Annotated in this window: 12 protein-coding genes and 1 pseudogene; 6 read left to right on the top strand and 7 right to left on the bottom strand. The window is 62.0% G+C overall.

The window, feature by feature from the left end:
• Positions 1-68 precede the first annotated feature (68 nt).
• From AF337_RS44005 to AF337_RS18945, 3 genes and pseudogenes are all read left to right on the top strand, one after another.
• Positions 69-298: pseudogene (locus AF337_RS44005) on the top strand (hypothetical protein).
• 111 nt (positions 299-409) lie between these two features.
• A complete protein-coding gene (locus tag AF337_RS18950; RefSeq protein WP_049733259.1) occupies positions 410-1444 on the top strand; it encodes an aspartate-semialdehyde dehydrogenase in 1035 nt (344 codons plus the stop codon).
• A gap of 75 nt (positions 1445-1519) precedes the next feature.
• On the top strand, positions 1520-2341 hold the full coding sequence (locus tag AF337_RS18945) for a lytic murein transglycosylase (protein WP_049733258.1): 822 nt from the start codon (positions 1520-1522) through the stop codon (positions 2339-2341).
• A gap of 50 nt (positions 2342-2391) precedes the next feature.
• Here AF337_RS18945 and AF337_RS18940 read toward each other — a convergent pair whose 3' ends face one another.
• From AF337_RS18940 to pdxY, 3 genes are all read right to left on the bottom strand, one after another.
• Positions 2392-4005, bottom strand: a complete 1614-nt coding sequence (locus tag AF337_RS18940) for a GGDEF domain-containing protein (protein ID WP_049733257.1) — start codon at positions 4003-4005, stop codon at positions 2392-2394.
• Between the two features lie 96 nt (positions 4006-4101).
• Positions 4102-4743, bottom strand: a complete 642-nt coding sequence (locus tag AF337_RS18935) for a carbonic anhydrase (protein ID WP_049733256.1) — start codon at positions 4741-4743, stop codon at positions 4102-4104.
• Positions 4744-4814: 71 nt separating this feature from the next.
• Positions 4815-5690 carry a pyridoxal kinase PdxY gene (gene pdxY, locus AF337_RS18930; protein WP_049733255.1) on the bottom strand — a complete coding sequence of 292 codons (876 nt, stop codon included), beginning with the start codon at positions 5688-5690 and terminating at the stop codon, positions 4815-4817.
• Positions 5691-5964: 274 nt separating this feature from the next.
• Here pdxY and AF337_RS18925 point away from each other — a divergent pair, with 274 nt between their 5' ends.
• Positions 5965-10740, top strand: a complete 4776-nt coding sequence (locus tag AF337_RS18925) for an NAD-glutamate dehydrogenase (RefSeq protein WP_049733254.1) — start codon at positions 5965-5967, stop codon at positions 10738-10740.
• Positions 10741-10763: 23 nt separating this feature from the next.
• Positions 10764-12152, top strand: coding sequence for an MFS transporter (locus tag AF337_RS18920; RefSeq protein WP_049733253.1), 1389 nt, complete (start codon positions 10764-10766; stop codon positions 12150-12152).
• A gap of 8 nt (positions 12153-12160) precedes the next feature.
• Here the strand turns inward: AF337_RS18920 and purH are convergent, their stop codons facing one another.
• The 4 genes from purH to htpX form a co-directional block, all read right to left on the bottom strand.
• Positions 12161-13777, bottom strand: coding sequence for a bifunctional phosphoribosylaminoimidazolecarboxamide formyltransferase/IMP cyclohydrolase (gene purH / locus AF337_RS18915; RefSeq protein WP_049733252.1), 1617 nt, complete (start codon positions 13775-13777; stop codon positions 12161-12163).
• A 151-nt stretch (positions 13778-13928) separates the two neighbouring features.
• The gene (locus tag AF337_RS18910; protein ID WP_049733251.1) at positions 13929-15602 is read right to left on the bottom strand and encodes a heparinase II/III family protein; all 1674 of its coding nucleotides are present in this window, start codon (positions 15600-15602) and stop codon (positions 13929-13931) included.
• A gap of 183 nt (positions 15603-15785) precedes the next feature.
• Complete coding sequence (locus AF337_RS18905) at positions 15786-17174, bottom strand: RsmB/NOP family class I SAM-dependent RNA methyltransferase (RefSeq protein WP_049733250.1); 1389 nt, start codon at positions 17172-17174, stop codon at positions 15786-15788.
• Positions 17165-18127 carry a zinc metalloprotease HtpX gene (gene htpX / locus AF337_RS18900; protein ID WP_049733249.1) on the bottom strand — a complete coding sequence of 321 codons (963 nt, stop codon included), beginning with the start codon at positions 18125-18127 and terminating at the stop codon, positions 17165-17167. The genes AF337_RS18905 and htpX overlap by 10 nt, the downstream gene beginning before the upstream one ends.
• A 109-nt stretch (positions 18128-18236) precedes the next feature.
• Between htpX and AF337_RS18895 the strand changes: the two genes are divergently transcribed.
• Positions 18237-18458, top strand: coding sequence for a DUF1674 domain-containing protein (locus tag AF337_RS18895; protein ID WP_049733248.1), 222 nt, complete (start codon positions 18237-18239; stop codon positions 18456-18458).
• Positions 18459-18737 lie beyond the last annotated feature (279 nt).

Raw genomic sequence — 18737 nt, 5'->3', positions numbered from 1 at the left:
GGAAAACCCCCGTTTTCGTTGCAGACATTGCTAACCCGGCCGGGATACCTCCCGAGGATGACAGCGGCATGACAAAACGTCGCAGCGGTGGGCCGCCGCTTTCGCGTCCTGCTTCGAGCGCAAAAACCTTGACTCCTGTGGAAAACCTTCTAAGAGCAACAGCGGAAAAGGAATCTCCATGGTTCGCGACGAACACGCCATTGCTGACCGCAATGACCGGGCACAGGTTGCCGGGGTGGACATTGCCGTTCCGGTTTCTGCCAAAACCAAGGCCAAAACGACGACGAAAACCGTCTGACGTCTCTGGCCTGCCGCTCTCTCCCCGGCTTGGCTGGGGACAGGAAGACGCGACCCGTCGCGCCTTTCCCCTCACCAGACCAGAGGAGAGAAGAGAAAGAGAGCTTGAGAAATGGGTTTCAAAGTAGCAGTTGCAGGAGCGACCGGAAATGTCGGCCGGGAGATTCTCAACATCCTTTCCGAGCGGGGCTTCCCCGCCGATGAGGTCGTGGCGCTTGCCTCCGCGCGTTCGCAAGGCACCGAGGTTTCCTATGGTGACCGGACGCTGAAGGTTTCCAATATGGAGAATTACGATTTCTCCGATACCGATATCTGCCTGATGTCGGCCGGCGGTGAGGTCTCCAAGAAGTTCTCGCCGAAGATCGGCCAGCAGGGCTGCGTCGTCATCGACAATTCCTCGGCTTGGCGTTACGACGCCGACGTGCCGCTGATCGTGCCGGAAGTGAACCCGGATGCCATCAGCCTGTTCACCAAGCGCAACATCATCGCCAATCCGAATTGCTCGACCGCCCAGCTGGTGGTGGCGCTGAAGCCGCTGCACGACTTCGCCAAGATCAAGCGTGTCGTCATCTCGACCTACCAGTCGGTCTCCGGCGCCGGCAAGGACGGCATGGACGAGCTCTTCAATCAGACGCGCGCCGTCTTCGTCGCCGATCCGATCGAGAACAAGAAGTTCACTAAGCGTATCGCATTCAACGTCATCCCGCACATCGACGTCTTCATGGAAGACGGTTACACCAAGGAAGAGTGGAAGGTGCTGGCCGAGACGAAGAAGATGCTCGACCCGAAGATCAAGGTGACCTGCACCGCGGTGCGCGTGCCGGTTTTCATCGGTCATTCGGAATCGGTCAACATCGAGTTCGAAAACGAGATCACCGCCGACCAGGCCCGCGACATCCTGCGCGACGCACCGGGCTGCCTCGTCATCGACAAGCGTGAGAACGGCGGCTACATCACGCCGTATGAGTCCGCCGGCGAGGACGCAACCTACATCTCGCGCATCCGGGAAGATGCGACGGTCGAAAACGGCCTCAACATCTGGGTGGTCTCCGACAATCTGCGCAAGGGCGCGGCATTGAACGCCATCCAGATCGCCGAGCTGCTCGTCAATCGCGGCCTTGTCAAGCCGCGCAAGCAGGCTGCCTGATACCATTTGTAAACCATAAGATGCTAAAGCCCTGCTCGGTGAGCGGGGCTTTTCCGGGCAAAGTGGGGTTTCTCAATGCGCATGACAAAGTTATTTCTGGCGGCCGCTGCGGCAATGGGGATTCTCCATGTGGTACCGGCGTTCGCGCAAGGACCGCAATGTGGCAATACCAGCGCCGGCTTCGACGCCTGGGTCGCCGATTTCAAACAGACGGCAGCGGCCAACGGCGTCAGCCAGTCGGTGCTCAGCCGCGCCTTCGCCAACGTCAATTACAACAAACCGACGATCGCCGCCGACCGCGGCCAGAAAAGCTTCAAACTCTCCTTCGACGCGTTCATGCAGAAGCGCGGCGGCGCCGCCGTCATCTCCCGCGGCCGCAGTATGAAGGCCGCCAACCAGGCGCTTTTTGCCTCGATCGAGCGCCGTTTCGGCGTTCCGGCCGGCCCGCTGATCGCAATCTGGGGCATGGAGACCGGTTTTGGCAGCTATATGGGCAACCAGCATACGCTGTCGGCCGTTTCGACGCTCGCCTATGACTGCCGCCGTTCGGATTATTTCACCGACCAGCTCTATGCCGCGCTCCAGCTCGTCTCCGAGGGTTATCTGAGCCCGCAGGCCAAGGGTGCCGCCCATGGTGAAATCGGCCAGACGCAGTTTCTGCCGCGCAATGTCGTGCGCTTCGGTGCCGACGGCGATGGCGACGGCCGCGTCGACATGGTCGGTTCCCGCGCCGATGCGTTGGCCTCGACCGCGAATTTCCTCAAGGGCCATGGCTGGCGCGCCGGCGCCGGCTATCAGCCGGGAGAGCCGAACTTCGTTGCCATCCAGGGCTGGAACGCCGCCAGCGTCTACCAGCAGGCTATCGCCTATATCGGTCAGCAGATCGACGGCCGGTAAGCCTCTATCGACAGGAATGACAGGAAACGCCGCGAGATGCGGCGTTTTTTTCATAGGCGGGAATCAAAACCGCCGCCGGACGCCGTCTTGCGGCGCTCCTCGTGCGCCGGCACGATCGGCCCCGAAACGACGCAGTTGCGGCCGGAGGCCTTGGCAGCGTAAAGCGAGAGATCGGCGCGTTTGACCAGATCCTCGAAATTCCGGTTGGCGGCGTCATTTGCCCGGCCGGCGCATCCGAAACTCGCCGTCACCTTGAGGATATCGCCGCTCTCCAATGGGATTTCCGCCGCCTCGATCGCCAGCCGCACGCGCTCGGCAACGATTGCTGCGTCGTCGGGGGTCGAATCCGGCAGGAGCGCCAGGAACTCCTCGCCGCCATGGCGCACCAGCAGATCGAAGGAGCGGAAATTCTCGCGCGCGACGCCCGCGACATGCCGGAGCACGGCATCGCCGGCATCATGGCCGTTGACATCGTTGATCTTCTTGAAATGATCGAGGTCGAAGAGCACGACAGAAATCCAGCGTGATCCGTGCTCGGCCTGCGTGAGAAGGGCCGAGGCGGCGAACTCGAAGCCGCGCCTGTTGTAAAGACCGGTCAGGAGATCGGTCTGGGCCGCGTTGCGCAACTCGCCGACCAGCGTCTCCCGGTCCCTTGCCAGCCGGTCGATCAGGCGCAGGCCCCTTGCCGCCAGCAGCATCACCAACGTCGCGAGAATGAGCAGGCCGGCGCACAGCGCCAGGATCCGCGTCAGATGCAAATGCGAGCGCGTCGAAAAATTTTCGCCGGTCTCGTGAATATCGCTCGCCGCCTCGATCATCTTCTGCTGCAGGAAAGCCATGCGTTCGCTCTGCGCAGCCGCCCAGGCCTCGCGCACCGCGCCCTTCGGCCGCGATCCGGCGAGGATGGCATCCGTGATCGCATTCGCCTTCACCTGGTCGCGGCGACCGAGATAGGCGACGATATCCCGCACGATCGGCGCCGCCGAATGAAAGACCATGTGGTCCATGCCCTCGCCGAGCATGACCTTGCCCTGGATGAACAGCTCCACCGGAAATCTGGCGGAAACACCATGATCGAGATATCGGGTGCCAACACCGGTAATCAGCCTTTCGCCGTAATAGGCCAGCATGATGCCCATCAGCTGGTTGGATTTCTCGAGCAGCACCGGATCGCTGATCAGAGGTGACAGCGCATCGACGACGGCAAGCTGCTTGAGGGCTGCATACCAGTAGATCGACCCGGGATCACTGCCGACATAGCGGCCCTGGTCGACGGCACTGCGCGCGGCGACGATGCGGCTGTAGGCAAGGCTGAGCATCGACAATTCTTCCACAAGCCCTTCGTCGAGCGTATCGCGGGAAGGCAGGCTGGCATAGAAGGCAAGGCGCTCGTCATCGAGCGTTGCCCGGCTTCGCTGCATATCGGCGGCGCTCTTGCTGCTGGGACGCGCGAGATAAAGGCGAGTGGCGCCGATTTCACTCAGGATCTCCGTGGCGGCGATGGAGCCGCCGCGGGCGAGCACGTCGGCGAACTGCCGGTCTTTCTCCAGATCCCTATACTGCTTGACCGAAGCCCGTATGACGACGACGCCTTCAATGAGCATGAAGACGAAGGGCAGCATGATGGCGGCCAGGATAACCCTTTTGATGGTCTCGAACTTCATCGCCAATCGCCACGGTGATCAAAACGTCGGTCGTGCGCGACCAATTGACGGCAATCTTAGCAGCAATTCTTAATAAACTGATAAAGCGGCAGATCCCTAGATTTCGGGACGAATGAAGTCACGTGTCTCGGCATCCATCACCCAGAGTTCGCCTGTGGAAATATCGAACCAGGCGCCATGAAGATGCATTTTTCCCGCTTCCTCGAGCGCCTTGATGTCGGGAAAGCTTCTGAGATTATCGATCGAATTGCGGATCGACACACGCTCCAGCGCCGTCTGCCGCTCGGCGGCCGTCATCACGTCATTGCTCTGGATCTGCTCGGCGGCGGGCTTGACCAGCGACATCCAGCGGCCGATGAAATCGCCCGGCGACAGCGGCTCGGCATTCGGATCGAGCGCGGCGCGGATGCCGCCGCAGCGGCCATGGCCCATCACGACGATATCCGAGACCTTCAGCGCCTGCACCGCAAATTCGAGCGCGGCCGATGTTGAATGGAAATGACCGTCCGGCTCGTAGGGCGGCACCATGTTGGCGACGTTGCGGATGACGAAGAGCTCACCCGGGCCGGCATCGAAGATCAGCTCCGGCGCCGCACGTGAATCCGAACAGGCAATGACCAGCGTGCTGGGGCTTTGACCGTTTTCGGCAAGCAGCCGATACCTGTCGCGGGCGTCGGCATAACGCCCGTTCATAAAGTTGCGGTAACCGTCCAGAAGGGAATTTGGAAAACGCTGCATGCTTCTGGATTAGCGCGCGCGGCAGACAATTTCAACTGCTGCAATGCAAAATGAACGCGTCGGCATATGCGTCATTTTTTCCGCCGCTGCGCCGGGTGCACGAGCCGGCGCATCTGCACCATCGCCATCGGCGTCGAAAGGCTGGAAGCATCGCTCGCCAGCATTAGCTCGTTGCTGCCGCGCCTGACGGCACGCGCCAGCACTTCGAAGACGCTGGCCGTGGCAAGCTGCAGCGCTTTTTCGTCCTCGAGACCGGAAAGCAGACGCGACAGGAAGACGGCGGCCAGCAAGTCGCCAAGACCGTTCGGCGGGTTTTCGACGACGCGGTGTTCGGCAAGAAGCGCGTGGCGGCCGGAAAGATAGAGATTGCCGGTACCGCCCGCCATCATCGGCACGGCCGAGGTGACGAGCATGCGCGACGGCCCGAGCGCCAGCGCCGCCTCCATGATCGCGCTGTTGTCTTCGAGCGCCGCCCCGGAAAGCCATGCAAGCTCGTAGCGGTTCGGCGTCGCGAGCGAGGCGAGCGGGATGAGATGGTCGCGAATGGCCTCGGCGGTCGCTTCCGGCACGTAGAGCCCGCCGAGATCGCCCATGACGGGATCGCAGACGTAGAGCAGCTCGGGATTATCCTGCCTGAGCGCGGCGATCAGCCGGGCGACGGAGCGCGCCTGTGCGGCATTGCCGAAATAGCCCGAAAGCACTGCCTTGACTTCGCCGATCCAGGGCGCCCGGATCAGATCGTCGATCGCCGCGTCGAAATCCGCTTCCGCAAATGTCAGCCGCGTCGAGCGGCCGTGGCCGGGATGCCAGGGCAGCACGATGGTTGGCAGCGCCCAGACCGGATGACCGAGCGTCTCCAGCGCAAACACGGCCGCCCGGTTGCCGACCGAGCCGCGCACCACATGACTGGAGATGACGATGACTGCGCCCGCTGCATTTTCCGACATGATATCAAGATCCGAATGACGATGCGTTTGATGATCTTTTTGACGCCACGCTGTCAACCATTCTTCATGTGAGCATGGAAATGTGTGTGAAACGAAAAACCTAAAAAGAGGCCCTTCCGTTCATTTTGGCCACGAAAGCGAAAAATCTCTGACAATTTCCCATTTTCTGGGTCAAAAAAGCGTCAAAACAATCTTTCAGGCCCCCATTTTAGAGATTTTTTCGAGGAATCTTCTGCTAGCTTGCAGAAAACCAGTCCATTGCGGGAGGCGATTCATGGCTGCCAGAAACAATCCGAAACGGGAAAAGCAGATCGAAAGCGCGCGCAAGATCGCCAAGGCGACGGGCGAGGCGCATCTCGATCCGGAAATTCTCTTCGGACGGGCCAGCAATGACGATCTCGAACTCTATACGCCGGAGATGCTGGCGCTCTCCGCCGTGCATTCGGCAAAGGAACTTGCCGCCTGGAACGGCAAGGCGCCGCGCGTCGGCATCGACACCATTGCCGATGTGACCCCTGACGGCACTGCCGTGTCGGTGCTTTCGGTCACCGACCGGAACATGCCTTTCCTGTTTGAGTCGGTCATGGGTGAGGTGACGAGCACCTATCGCGACCTGTTCATGGCCGTGCATCCCATCCTGGTCATGGAGAAGGGCAAGGCGCCTGCGCTCTATTCCGCCGATCACCCGAGCGACCCGGCCAGCCGCGTCAGCCATATCCAGCTCCATATCGCACCGCTCAATTCCGCCCAGGCCGCAGATCTCGTCAAACGCGTCGAAACCGTGCTCGAACAGGTCCGTCTGTCGGTCTCCGACTGGAAGCCGATGCTTTCCAAGATCGACGGCGTGATCGCCGAGCTTTCAGCCAATGGCGCCAGCCGGAAGAAGGCCGATCGCGATGAAGCCGTCGCCTTCCTGACATGGCTGCGCGACGAGAATTTCACGTTCCTCGGGATGCGTGAATATGTCTATTCCGGCAAGGGTGCCGACGCCAAGGTCGAGCGAGACAAGGGTGCGGGCCTCGGCATGCTCTCCAACCCTGATGTTCTGGTGCTGCGCACCGGCAAGGATGCCGTGACGACGACGCCTGAAATTCTTGCCTTCCTCGACGGCCCCGACTTCCTGATCGTCACCAAGGCGAATGTGAAATCCATCGTCCATCGCCGGGCCTATATGGATTATGTCGGCGTCAAACGCTTCGACGCAAACGGCAACGTCACCGGCGAGCTGCGCATCGTCGGGCTTTTCACCTCGACGGCCTATACGTCGCTCGCCTCTGAAATCCCGCTGCTGCGTTCCAAGATCGAGAAGGTGAAGGAGCATTTCGGCTTCGACCCGATGAGCCATTCCGGTCGCATGCTCGACAACACGCTGGAATCCTATCCGCGCGACGACCTTTTCCAGATCGACACCACGCTGCTTGCCAGTTTTGCCGAGCAGATCAATGACCTCGCCGACCGTCCGCGCGTGCGTGTTCTGCCGCGCATCGACCATTTCGACCGCTTCGTCTCGGTGATCGTGTATGTGCCGCGCGAGGAATACGACTCGATCGTCCGCGAGCGGATCGGCACCTATCTGAAGACGGTCTATGACGGTCGTGTCTCCGCCTATTACCCGGCTTTCCCGGAAGGCGGCGTGGCGCGCGTGCATTTCATCATCGGCCGCTCCGGCGGCAAGACGCCGCGCATTCCCCAGGCAAAGCTCGAGCAGGTGATCCGCGAGATCACCGCCCGTTGGGACGATCGTTTCGAGGCGCTGGCCGGACCCAAGGCGCCGAAAATCTCCGTCGACCAGGCCTTCCAGGATTCCTTCACGCCTGAAGAAACCGTGGCCGACCTCGCCGATATCGGCGCCTGCGCCGCAGGCGAGCCGCTTCGCATTCAGTTCTACCATCGCCAGGAAGATGAGGGCCGGACCCTCTCGCTGAAGATCTTCCACGCCGGCGGCCAGCTGGCGCTGTCGCGCCGCGTGCCGCTTCTTGAGAATCTCGGCTTCAATGTCGTCAGCGAACGCACCTTCGACATCGACGTACCGGCCGCGGACGGAGAAACGAAACTCGTCGTGCTGCACGATATGGAGCTCGAGGCCCGCAACGGCGGCGACATCGATCTGCAGCGTTACGGCGCCCCTCTCGAGGAAGCCTTCGTCGCCGCCTTCGCCGGCACGATCGACAATGACAGCTTCAACCGGCTGATCCTCTCGGCCGGGCTCTCGGCGCGCGAGACGAACGTACTGCGCGCCTATGCCCGTTATCTCCGCCAGGCCGGCATCGCCTATTCGCAGGATTATATCGCAACCACGCTCGACAAATATCCCGGTGTCGCGGCCGCCATCTTCCGGCTGTTCCACGACACCCTCGATACCAAGCTTTCCGAAAAGGTCCGCATCAAGAAGCTGGCCGACCTGCACCAGGCGATCGAAACCGAGCTTGCCGAGGTGCCGAGCCTCGACGACGACCGCATCCTGCGCCGCTACGTCAATATCGTCGATGCGACGCTGCGCACCAACTATTTCCAGAGGAACCCGGATGGCTCGCCGAAGCCGATGCTGGCCTTCAAGCTCGATCCGCACCTGGTCGACGGGCTGCCGCAGCCGAAACCCTTCCGCGAAATGTTCGTCTATGGCGTCGAGGTCGAAGGCGTGCACCTGCGCTTCGGCAAGGTGGCGCGCGGGGGTCTGCGCTGGTCGGATCGCGCCGAGGATTACCGCACCGAGGTGCTCGGCCTCGTCAAGGCCCAGCAGGTGAAGAACGCGGTCATCGTGCCGGTCGGTGCCAAGGGCGGCTTTTATCCGAAAAAGCTCCCCGTCGGCGGCAGCCGCGACGAGATCTTCAATGCCGGCCGCGAGGCTTACAAGACCTATATCCGCACGCTGCTGTCGATCACCGACAATATATCGGGCGCCGAGATCGTACCGCCGAAGGATACGGTCAGGCTCGATGGTGACGATCCCTATTTCGTGGTCGCCGCCGACAAGGGCACCGCGACCTTCTCCGACACCGCCAATGCGCTTGCGCAGGAAGCCGGTTTCTGGCTGGACGATGCCTTCGCCTCCGGCGGCTCGGCCGGTTACGACCATAAGAAGATGGGCATCACTGCCCGCGGCGCCTGGGAAACCGTCAAACGCCATTTCCGTGAAATGGACATCGACATCCAGACGACGCCCTTCACCGTTGCCGGCGTCGGCGACATGTCGGGCGACGTTTTCGGCAACGGCATGCTGCTCTCTCCGAAGATCCGGCTGATAGCCGCCTTCGATCACCGCGATATCGTTATCGATCCCGATCCCGATATGGAAAAGACGCTTGCCGAGCGCCAGCGGCTCTTCGACCTGCCGCGCTCGAGCTGGCAGGATTTCGACAAAAGCGTGCTCTCCAAGGGGGCGATGATCATTTCCCGTGCGATGAAATCGGTCACGCTGACACCGGAAGCGGTGGCCGCGATCGGCATCGACAAATCAGTCGCCACGCCTTTTGAGATCATCACGGCGATCCTGAAAAGCCCGGTCGACCTGCTCTGGTTCGGCGGCATCGGCACCTATGTGAAAGCGCCGTCCGAAACCGACGCCGAAGTCGGCGACCGCGCCAACGACCCGATCCGCGTGACGGCTGCGGAGGTGCGCGCCAAGGTGATCGGTGAGGGCGCAAACCTCGGCGTCACCCAGAAAGGCCGCATCGCCTATGGTCTCAACGGCGGGCGCTGCAACTCCGACGCCATCGACAACTCGGCTGGCGTCAACACCTCGGACGTCGAAGTCAACATCAAGATCGCACTGGCCGCCGCCATGCATGACGGCCGTCTGACGCGGGCAAAACGCGACCAGCTTCTGTCTTCGATGACCGGCGAAGTGGCGAGCCTGGTGCTGCGCAACAACTATCTGCAGTCGCTGGCGATCTCGCTGACCGAACGCAAGGGCACCGCCAATGGTCTGGAGCTTGGCCGTTTCATGAGCGTGCTCGAGGGCGCCGGTCAGTTGAACCGCAAGGTCGAGACTTTGCCGGACGAGCAGACGCTGGCCGAACGCTATGCCGCCGGCAAGCCGCTGACGCGGCCGGAAATCGGTGTGCTGGTATCCTATGCCAAGATCGTGCTCTTCGATGCGCTGGCCGCCAGCGATCTGCCGGACGATCCCTATTTTACCGCGACGCTTTTGAATTATTTCCCCATCAAAATGCAGAAGTCGAACGCCGGCGATATCGCCGGTCACCGGCTGAAGCGCGAAATTGTCGCGACGGTGCTTGCCAACGAAGCGATCAACCGCGGCGGGCCGAGCTTCACCGTTGCGATGATGGACGCGACGGCGGCTTCGGCATCGGAAGTGGTGCGCGCCGCAATCGTCGCCCGCGACGGTTTCGACCTGACCCGGCTCTGGGCCGAGACGGATGCGCTCGACGGCAAAATATCGGGCGAGATGCAGAACCGTATCTACGAGGAAATCAGCCATAGCTTTACCGTATTGACGCGCCTGCTCCTGAAGACCGGCATGACCAAGGCCGATATGGCCGAGGTGATTAGCCGGCTGCAGGCCGCGCTGAAAAAACTGCGGCCCGCCTTCGCCGAACAATCGGCCGGCGATGCAGCGGCGCGCCAGGCCGAATACGCCCAAGCGGGCGTGCCGGAAAAGCTCGCGGCCGAGATCGCCAACCTCCAGAGCTTCGCGCTGGTGCCTGAAATCATGCAGATTGCAGAACGCACCGGAGAGCCGCTGGTGCGTGCCGCCGAAAACTACTTCGCGGTGTCGCAGACTTTCCGGATTGCCAGGCTGCTGGCGGCGGGCGGGCGGATCCTCACCTCCGACCATTACGAGAACCTGGCGCTTGCCCGCAGCATCGACCAGATCGCCAGCGCAAGACGCGATATCGTCATCTCGGCGCTGTCCGATCACGGCAAGGAAAAGCTCCCCGTTCAGGCCTGGCATGCCCAGGATCGCATCCGCATCAACCGGATCGTCGAAGAGCTTTCGAGCCTCAGCGACGGCGGCGATCCCAACCTTGCGCGCATTACCGTTGCCGCAGGTATCCTGACCGATCTTGCGCGCGACCGGGTGAGGTGAGACAGTCCGCGAAAAAGGAGCGGATGTTGAATCGCATCGATTGGACAGGAACGCGGCCGCCGAAGGCCACGGAGAAGGGCATCTGGGGGTGGATGTTCTTCGATTGGGCAGCCCAGCCCTTCTTTACCGTGGTCACTACCTTCATCTTCGGACCCTATTTCGTATCCCGCCTGACCGACGACCCGGTTTCCGCGCAGACGACGTGGAGCAACATGGCGACGATCTCCTCGGTGATCATCGCCCTGCTCTCGCCCATCCTCGGCTCGATCGCCGACCAGTCGGGCGCGCGCAAACCCTGGATCGGCTTTTTCGCGATCATCAAGATCGTCAGCCTTTTCTGCCTGTGGTTCGCAGCCCCCGGCTCGCCCGTTGTTTATCCCGTCATTTTCATGATCCTTGCCTCGATCTCGGCCGAGTTTTCGATCGTCTTCAACGATTCGATGATGCCGCGACTCGTGGCCAAGCACGAGGTCGGCAAGCTCTCCAACACCGCTTGGGGGCTCGGTTATCTCGGCGGCATCATCGTGCTCATCGCCGTCGTCACGCTTTTGGCGGCGAGCCCGGAGAGCGGCAAGACCATCCTTGGCCTCGATCCGCTGTTCGGCCTCGATCCTCGGACCGGAGAGGATGCACGCATCACCGGGCCGATCTCGGCCGTCTGGTATCTGATCTTCATCCTGCCGATGTTTTTCTTCACGCCGGATGTCGGCAGGGGCCTTCCCTTCGGCACCGCCGTCCGCGCCGGCCTGCGGGAAGTGAAAAACACGCTTGCCGAACTCAAGGAGCGCCGCGGCATCCTGAGGTTTCTTATCGCCCGCATGATCTACCAGGACGGCGTCAACGGCCTACTGATCCTCGGCGGCATTTTCGCCGCCGGCATGTTCGGTTGGGCGACGATCGAGATCGGCATTTACGGCATCATCCTGAACGTCGTCGCAATCTTTGGCTGCCTGATCGCCGGCCGCATCGACAAGGGTGTCGGTTCGAAGGTGACCGTCGTCATCAGCCTCACCATGCTGCTTCTCGCCACCATCGGCATCATTTCGACAGGGCCGGGCTACACGCTGTTCGGCCTTCTGCCGCTGCCGACGGCGGATTCCGGCGGCCTCTTCGGCACCGCCGCGGAAAAAGCCTATATCCTTTACGGCCTGTTGATCGGGTTCGCCTTCGGGCCGGTTCAGGCTTCGTCGCGCTCCTATCTCGCCCGCAGCGTCAGCCCTGAAGAAGCCGGCCGCTACTTCGGCATCTACGCGCTTTCGGGGCGCGCCACGAGTTTCATGGCGACGCTGCTCTTCTCGCTGATGACCTATCTGAGCGGATCACCGCGGCTCGGAATGGCAACGCTGATCCTGTTTCTCGCCAGTGGCCTGGTGCTGCTCGTCCGCACGCCCTATCCGGCGGATCGGGCATAGACGCCCAGTTAGTGCCGGAAATGGCGCATGCCGGTAAAGACCATGGCGATGCCATGTTCGTCGGCGGCATCGATGACCTCCTGGTCGCGCATCGAGCCGCCCGGCTGGATCACCGCCGTCGCGCCTGCGGCGATCATCGACAGAAGACCGTCGGCAAACGGCAGGAAGGCTTCTGAAGCCACTGCCGAACCATGCGTCATCGGGGTCGCAAGGCCAAGCGCCTTGGCGGCCTCTTCGGCTTTCAGCGCCGCGATGCGGGCGGAATCGACGCGGCTCATCTGTCCGGCGCCGATGCCGGCCGTCTGGCCGTCCTTGGCATAGACCACGGCGTTCGATTTCACGTGTTTGCCGATCTTGAAGGCGAACTTCATGTCCTCAAGCTCCTGCGCCGTCGGCGCACGCTTTGTGACGACCTTGAGCTCCAGATCCTCGACCATGCCATTGTCGCGGCTCTGGACCAGCAGGCCGCCGGAAACGGTCTTCGCCGTCAGGCCCGCGGCGCGCGGATCGGGCAGACCGCCGGCGGAGAGCAGCCGCAGGTTCGGCTTGCGGGCGACGATCGCCTTCGCTTCCTCGGTCACATCGGGGGCGATGATCACTTCGGTGAAGAGCTTGACAATCTCCTCGGCCGTTTCGGCATCCAGCGTCCGGTTGAGTGCGATGATGCCGCCGAAGGCGGAAACGCTATCGCAGGCTAGCGCCCGCTGATAGGCCTCGACCAGGCTCGATCCGGTGGCGACGCCACAGGGATTGGCATGCTTGATGATGGCGCAAGCCGGTGCCTTCTCGGGCAGGAATTCGGCGACCAGCTCGTAGGCGGCATCGGTATCGTTGATGTTGTTGTAGGAGAGCTGCTTGCCCTGAAGCAGGGCAGCCGTCGAAACACCCGGGCGCTTCTCGCCGGTCACGTAGAAGGCGGCCTTCTGGTGCGGGTTTTCACCGTAGCGCATCTCTTCCTTCAAAGCACCGCCGATAACGCGGTGACGCGGCGTGTCGATCGACAGCGCTTCCGCGAACCAGTTGGAAATCACAGCGTCATAGGCCGCGGTGCGGGCATAGGCCTTCGCGGCCATGCGCTGGCGGAAGGCATAGGCCGTCTTGCCGCCATCTGCGGAAAGCTGCTCCGTGAACTCGGCATAATCACTGGGATCGGTCAGGATCGTCACATAGGCATGGTTCTTGGCTGATGCGCGGATCATCGCCGGGCCGCCGATATCGATATTTTCGACGGTTGTCGGATAATCGCCGCCGACCGCGCGCACTTCTTCGAAAGGATAGAGGTTGATGACGGCGAGGTCGATGGCCTCGATACCGTGCTGTTTCATCGCCTCCTGGTGTTCCCCATCGTCACGGATCGCCAGCAAGCCGCCATGCACCGTCGGATGCAGCGTCTTGACCCGTCCGTCCATGATCTCGGGAAAGCCGGTGATCTCGGAGACATCGGTGACTGCAAGGCCGGCGGCGGCGATCGCCTTGTAGGTGCCACCGGTCGACAGCAGCCGCACGCCTCTGGCAGACAGTGCCTGGGCGAGTTCGACGATCCCGGTCTTGTCGAAGACGGAGAGGAGGGCGGTCTTGATTTCGACCTTGTCGGGGGCGGGGATCTTCTTGGAAGTGACGGCCATGAAACCTTCTCCGTTCGGGCTTCGGGAGACATCCGCTTGGTTTAGAGCAGGATTCGGATTTCAGGCCGAGCTGGGCCTAAGACCATCCTGCTCCAGGACGCTCGCATTGTGAGGCCGCGTTAGCACAGCTTCGCCGCCGCGCAAACAGGTGCTATCCCTTGCGGGACAAAAACCAGCGGATTTCCGTCTTCTCGGCAAGATCGAAGTCGATTTCGATCTGGTCCGAACCGCAAATGCCGGAGCTGTCGGCAAAGAAGATGTCCTCGGTGATCAGCACTTCATTGCCGGGCGCGGAAAACAGCCAGCTTTCGCCGTCCGGCGCCGTCAGCAGCACGGACTCCCCGTCGCTTTGATGCAGGACGATGGAGGGATGGATATGAAAACGGGCGACGGCCTTCAGGGGCTCGTCATGCTGATATCCTTCCCGGACGACAAGCCTGTCGTGGCCGGTCACGATCGAGCCTGCGGCATTGAGTGTCAGCTCACGTTCGTGCACCACGCCGAAGGCCTTGAGATAGCCGTCATGGCTGAGCTTGATGCCGTCGCGTCCGTCTTCCGTTTCGGCACGCTCGACGGCGACGATCCTGACCGGTTCGGTGATCGCGTGATTGAGGAAGGGCGAAGGCGAAAAGCGGCTGGACGAGGTGTCGTTGAGGATGACGGTCGAATGCGCCGCCGTCGTGCGCGCCATCTGGACATAGCGGTGCCCGGCGAATTTCGGCGAGCCGGAATTGACGATGAAGCGGTGGCGGCCGGACGACATTTCGAAGGAGAGGCTGCCGGCATGCACGGTCCGCAGCCCGCCTCCAGAAGGCGGCGTGCCGGCATCGGCAATGATGACTGTCTTTCCCCCGGAAAGCCGCTGATAACGTGACTGCGGCAAGGCCTTGAACGGCTGGCCGGCGGTCTCGTCATATCTGAGCACGGAGATCAGCTCGTTTGCCAGCGTCGAGGTCGCCCCGTTGAACAGCGCCAGATCTCCATCCTGATGGCGAAAGAACCGCAATGCCGGATATATGCGGTCGATACCGGAGATCAGCTTCTGCGGCAGGTCATGGCCGAGATTGACATAGGTTTGTCTCAGCGGCAGCAGATCGAGCAGCAATTCCAGGCCGACGCGCGGATTGCGCGAGATATGGCCGCCATCCGGCAGAATCTGGCTATCGAATTCGCGGTCGAGCGCTTGCGCCGCCCTTCTGAGCGTCGATGCACGGACAGGCATGGCGACGGAGGCCATGGCGAGCGCGATACGCAGCCGAAACAGCTCCAGGCCGCCAAGCGTATAGGGCGCCATGCGGTTTAGGAATCGCACCTGAAACGCCAGCGACTTCATGAAGCGGCGATAGAAGCCGCGATCGGCATTCTGCAGCACCACCGGCGAATGCGAAAGCCAGGCAATGACGCGCTGGGCGGTGACGTCGACCTCCCATGCAATGCCCTCCATGCGGCCGGCATGGACGGAAAGCCAGCTGTCGACGATCGCGCGGGCGGCGGCCGAACCGCGCTCCGTCTTGTTCGCCCGCATATGCCGCAGCCAGCCGAAGCTGTGAAGGCGGATCGCGAAGGGGCGCGACGGCAGGGTAAAGGTGAAGGGTGACTTTCCACCCGTTTCCAGCATGCGCCCGGCCAGGAGAAACCGTCCGTTGAGGATCTCGTCGGCCACATGCGAATCGATGCTGCGGAGATCGGTCGGCGCGACGATTAGACGTTCGGGCACGTTGATCGAATGGCGGAAGAGTTTTAGGCGCAGCAACGCGACGCGGCGCAAGGCGCGCCGCCAAGCCTCCCGAACATACATGCTCGCAAAACGCCGACCGGACTGCATATTCTATTGTCTATTGACCCTCGTGGTTAAGAATAGGTGAAAAGCGGCCGATTTCATCGCCCGCAATGAATTAATTCGTAACAATGTTCGAATATACGCAAATTACCGTGTTTCATCCGAGTCACGCGGGGATGTGAAGCGTCTTGCGTGGGCGGATCTGTCGCGACGTGCGTGGGCCCGCAATCAGGCCACGCGCCGCAGCACGGCGGCATAAAAGCCGTCGAGGCCTGAGGCGATGCCATCGGGCATTTTCAGCATGGTGGGAAGCGTGCGGAATTCGCCGAGCGGCGTGATCGCCGCTTCCAGGCCGGACCAGTCGCCGGCATCGATCTGAACGCGCTCGATCCCATCCGTATCGGCCAGAACGCGGGCGACGACCTCCTCGCCTTCGGCAGGATCCAGCGAACAATTCGAAAAAACCAGCGTTCCATCAGGCTTCAGCAATGTCAGCGCATGACGCAGCAGCCGCTCCTGCAGCGCCGCCAGCCTGGCGATATCCTCCGGCCCCTTGGTCCACAACACGTCGGGGTGCCGGCGTGTCGTGCCGGTGGAAGAGCAGGGGGCATCGAGCAGGATCGCATCGAAACGCTCGGCCGGCTCGAATGTCGTCAGATCCGCCGCAATTGTCTCCGCTTTCAGGTCGAGCCGGTCGAGATTCGACCGCAGCCGTCTCAGCCGGTTTTCCGATTGGTCGAGTGCCGTGACCGCGCCGCCGGCAAGAATGAGCTGCGCCGTCTTGCCGCCGGGCGCGGCGCAGAGATCGGCGGCGCGTTTGCCCGAGAGATCGCCGAAAAGCCTGGCCGGGATACTCGCAGCCGCATCCTGCACCCACCACGCGCCCTCGTCGAAGCCTTCGAGCGACGGGATGCCGCCATCGAAGGCGGCAAGCCGCACGCCGCCGGTGGGAAGGACAATGCCGTTCAGCCGCTTTGCCCAGCCCTCCACGTCCGACTTGACGGTCAGATCGATTGCGGCCGGTTGGAGCTGGGATTCCGAAATGGCCAGCGCCGCCTCCCGGCCATAGGCTTTTTCCAGCCTGGCAATGAACCAGGCCGGCATCGGCGCGACCTTGCCGATCTCGGCGAGCAGCTCATTCTTCTCGCGGCCGAGCCGGCGAAGAACGGCGTTGACCAGTTTGGCGAAACGCCGGTTGCGCGGATCCTGATTGGCCTGCTCGACGGCAAGATCGACGGCCGAATGATCCGGCACGTCGAGATAGAGGATCTGCGCCGCCCCGATTGCCAGCACGTGGTGCAGCGCCCGTGCCCCTTCCGGCAGCGGCGATTCCAGCAGCGCTGCAATGGCGGCATCGATGCGCGGCAGATGGCGCAGCGTCGTGTTCAGGATGGCGCGGACCAGCGCCCGGTCGCTCTCGCCAAGTGCCCGGTAGGCCGGATTGCCGTGTTCATGATCGAGAGCGCCGTCGAGCGGCAGTTTGCGATCGACGACGGCGGCGAGAATTTTTGCCGCTGCAGCCCGAGCCTGCATGCCCGGCTTTACAGGCGCGGATCGCTCGGTGGCGGGCTTATGCTTGCGGAATGGTTTCTTCGTGCCGTCTGAATTCAAGACCATGGACCTTTTGGCGGTTGCGAACCACCGCGACCAAGACCCGTATCCGGAACAGAGCGCGATTTGCGCGACGGATTAGCAGCCCGAACCGGCGGCGTCGAGACGTTCATGCCGCCCTGCGCCATGTCCTGCAGCGCAGCGATGCGGTTTTCGGTGTTCGGATGCGTGGAAAACAGATTGTCCATGCGTTCGCCGGAGAGCGGATTGATGATGAACATATGCGCGGTTGCCGGGTTGCGCTCGGCATCCTCGTTCGGCACATGGGCAGCACCCCGCGCGATCTTGCCGAGCGCGGAAGCGAGCCAGAGCGGATTGCCGCAGATTTCGGCGCCGCGGCGGTCGGCAGAATATTCGCGCGTCCGGCTGATCGCCATCTGCACCAGCATGGCGGCAAGCGGCGCCACGATCATCGCGACGAGGACGCCGACGAAACCGAGGGGATTGTTGTTGTTTTCACGGTTGCCGCCGAAGAAGAAGGCGAAGTTGCCGAGCATCGAGATCGCCCCGGCAAGCGTTGCCGTGATCGTCATCGTCAGCGTGTCGCGGTTCTGGATATGGGCGAGCTCATGCGCCATCACGCCGGCGACTTCCTCGGGAGACAATGCCTGGAGCAGGCCGGTCGAGGCGGCGACGGCTGCGTTGTCGGGATTGCGGCCGGTGGCGAAGGCATTCGGCTGCGGGCTGTCGTAGAGATAGACCCTCGGCATCGGCAGGCCGGCATTACGGGCGAGATCACGCACGATCGCAAAGAATTCCGGCGCGTTGCGCTCATCGACCTGCTGGGCGCGATAGGCCGAAAGCACCATGCGGTCGGAATTCCAATAGGAGAAGAAATTCATGCCGGCGGCGATGACGAAGGCAATCATCATGCCGGCGCGACCGCCGATCAGAAAGCCGACAACCATGAAAAGCGCCGTCATGAAGGCGAGCAACATGGCAGTGCGGACGAGGTTCATTGCGGATCTCCATCTCCGATTCGCCGTGACAAGCTTTCAATCCCGGCACCGGCGCATTATGATTTGGTTATTCACCAGCCATTTTCAATATTTTCCGGCAGGAGATGCCATGCAGGACGCCGATAACGACAATAGTGAAACGCCGACGGCCAAGGCATCGCCGCCGCGAAAGATGCTGTCCCCGGCTGCCAAACGCGCGCTTGCCGAAGCCGAGGAGCGGCGAAAAAACCAGAAGCCGCTGGAGCTGCCGCCGGAAACCGGCGGCCGCGGCGGCGCCGAGCCGGCCCGCTTCGGCGATTACGAGATCAATGGCCGGGCGATCGATTTCTGATTCGGCGCCGGGAGCCAGAGCGCCGCTCAAAAGCAACGGCATTTCCCGCGCGGAAAAATAAGACCGCTCCAACAAAGGAGCGGCTTCAGGCTACTGACAAACCCCTGCAAAACCGGCGACGTCATCCTCGGCCTTGTGCCGAGCATCTACCCACGTCCAATTAAGTATCTGAAAATAAATGCTTTCCTGTCAAACAATTGCAGTGGTCAGATGCTCGGCACAAGGCCACGAGTGTCCGGTTTAAATTTTGTCACCATTGGAGGCTCATCTGGCCGGGAT

The sequence above is a fragment of the Rhizobium ecuadorense genome, assembly GCF_001187535.1.
Taxonomy (GTDB): domain Bacteria; phylum Pseudomonadota; class Alphaproteobacteria; order Rhizobiales; family Rhizobiaceae; genus Rhizobium; species Rhizobium ecuadorense.
The sequence above is the reverse complement of the archived record's forward strand: the minus strand, read 5'-3'. Positions and strand labels throughout refer to the sequence as shown.

What these genes read in the sequence shown, in the direction of transcription:
- AF337_RS18910 (WP_049733251.1), bottom strand. Translation starts at nt 15,602, where the DNA reads ATGCAGTCCGGTCGGCGTTTTGCGAGCATGTATGTTCGGGAGGCTTGG.
- AF337_RS18940 (WP_049733257.1), bottom strand. Translation starts at nt 4,005, where the DNA reads ATGAAGTTCGAGACCATCAAAAGGGTTATCCTGGCCGCCATCATGCTG.
- htpX (WP_049733249.1), bottom strand. Translation starts at nt 18,127, where the DNA reads ATGAACCTCGTCCGCACTGCCATGTTGCTCGCCTTCATGACGGCGCTT.
- pdxY (WP_049733255.1), bottom strand. Translation starts at nt 5,690, where the DNA reads ATGTCGGAAAATGCAGCGGGCGCAGTCATCGTCATCTCCAGTCATGTG.
- AF337_RS18945 (WP_049733258.1), top strand. Translation starts at nt 1,520, where the DNA reads ATGCGCATGACAAAGTTATTTCTGGCGGCCGCTGCGGCAATGGGGATT.
- AF337_RS18905 (WP_049733250.1), bottom strand. Translation starts at nt 17,174, where the DNA reads ATGGTCTTGAATTCAGACGGCACGAAGAAACCATTCCGCAAGCATAAG.
- AF337_RS18925 (WP_049733254.1), top strand. Translation starts at nt 5,965, where the DNA reads ATGGCTGCCAGAAACAATCCGAAACGGGAAAAGCAGATCGAAAGCGCG.
- AF337_RS18895 (WP_049733248.1), top strand. Translation starts at nt 18,237, where the DNA reads ATGCAGGACGCCGATAACGACAATAGTGAAACGCCGACGGCCAAGGCA.
- AF337_RS18920 (WP_049733253.1), top strand. Translation starts at nt 10,764, where the DNA reads ATGTTGAATCGCATCGATTGGACAGGAACGCGGCCGCCGAAGGCCACG.
- purH (WP_049733252.1), bottom strand. Translation starts at nt 13,777, where the DNA reads ATGGCCGTCACTTCCAAGAAGATCCCCGCCCCCGACAAGGTCGAAATC.
- AF337_RS18935 (WP_049733256.1), bottom strand. Translation starts at nt 4,743, where the DNA reads ATGCAGCGTTTTCCAAATTCCCTTCTGGACGGTTACCGCAACTTTATG.
- AF337_RS18950 (WP_049733259.1), top strand. Translation starts at nt 410, where the DNA reads ATGGGTTTCAAAGTAGCAGTTGCAGGAGCGACCGGAAATGTCGGCCGG.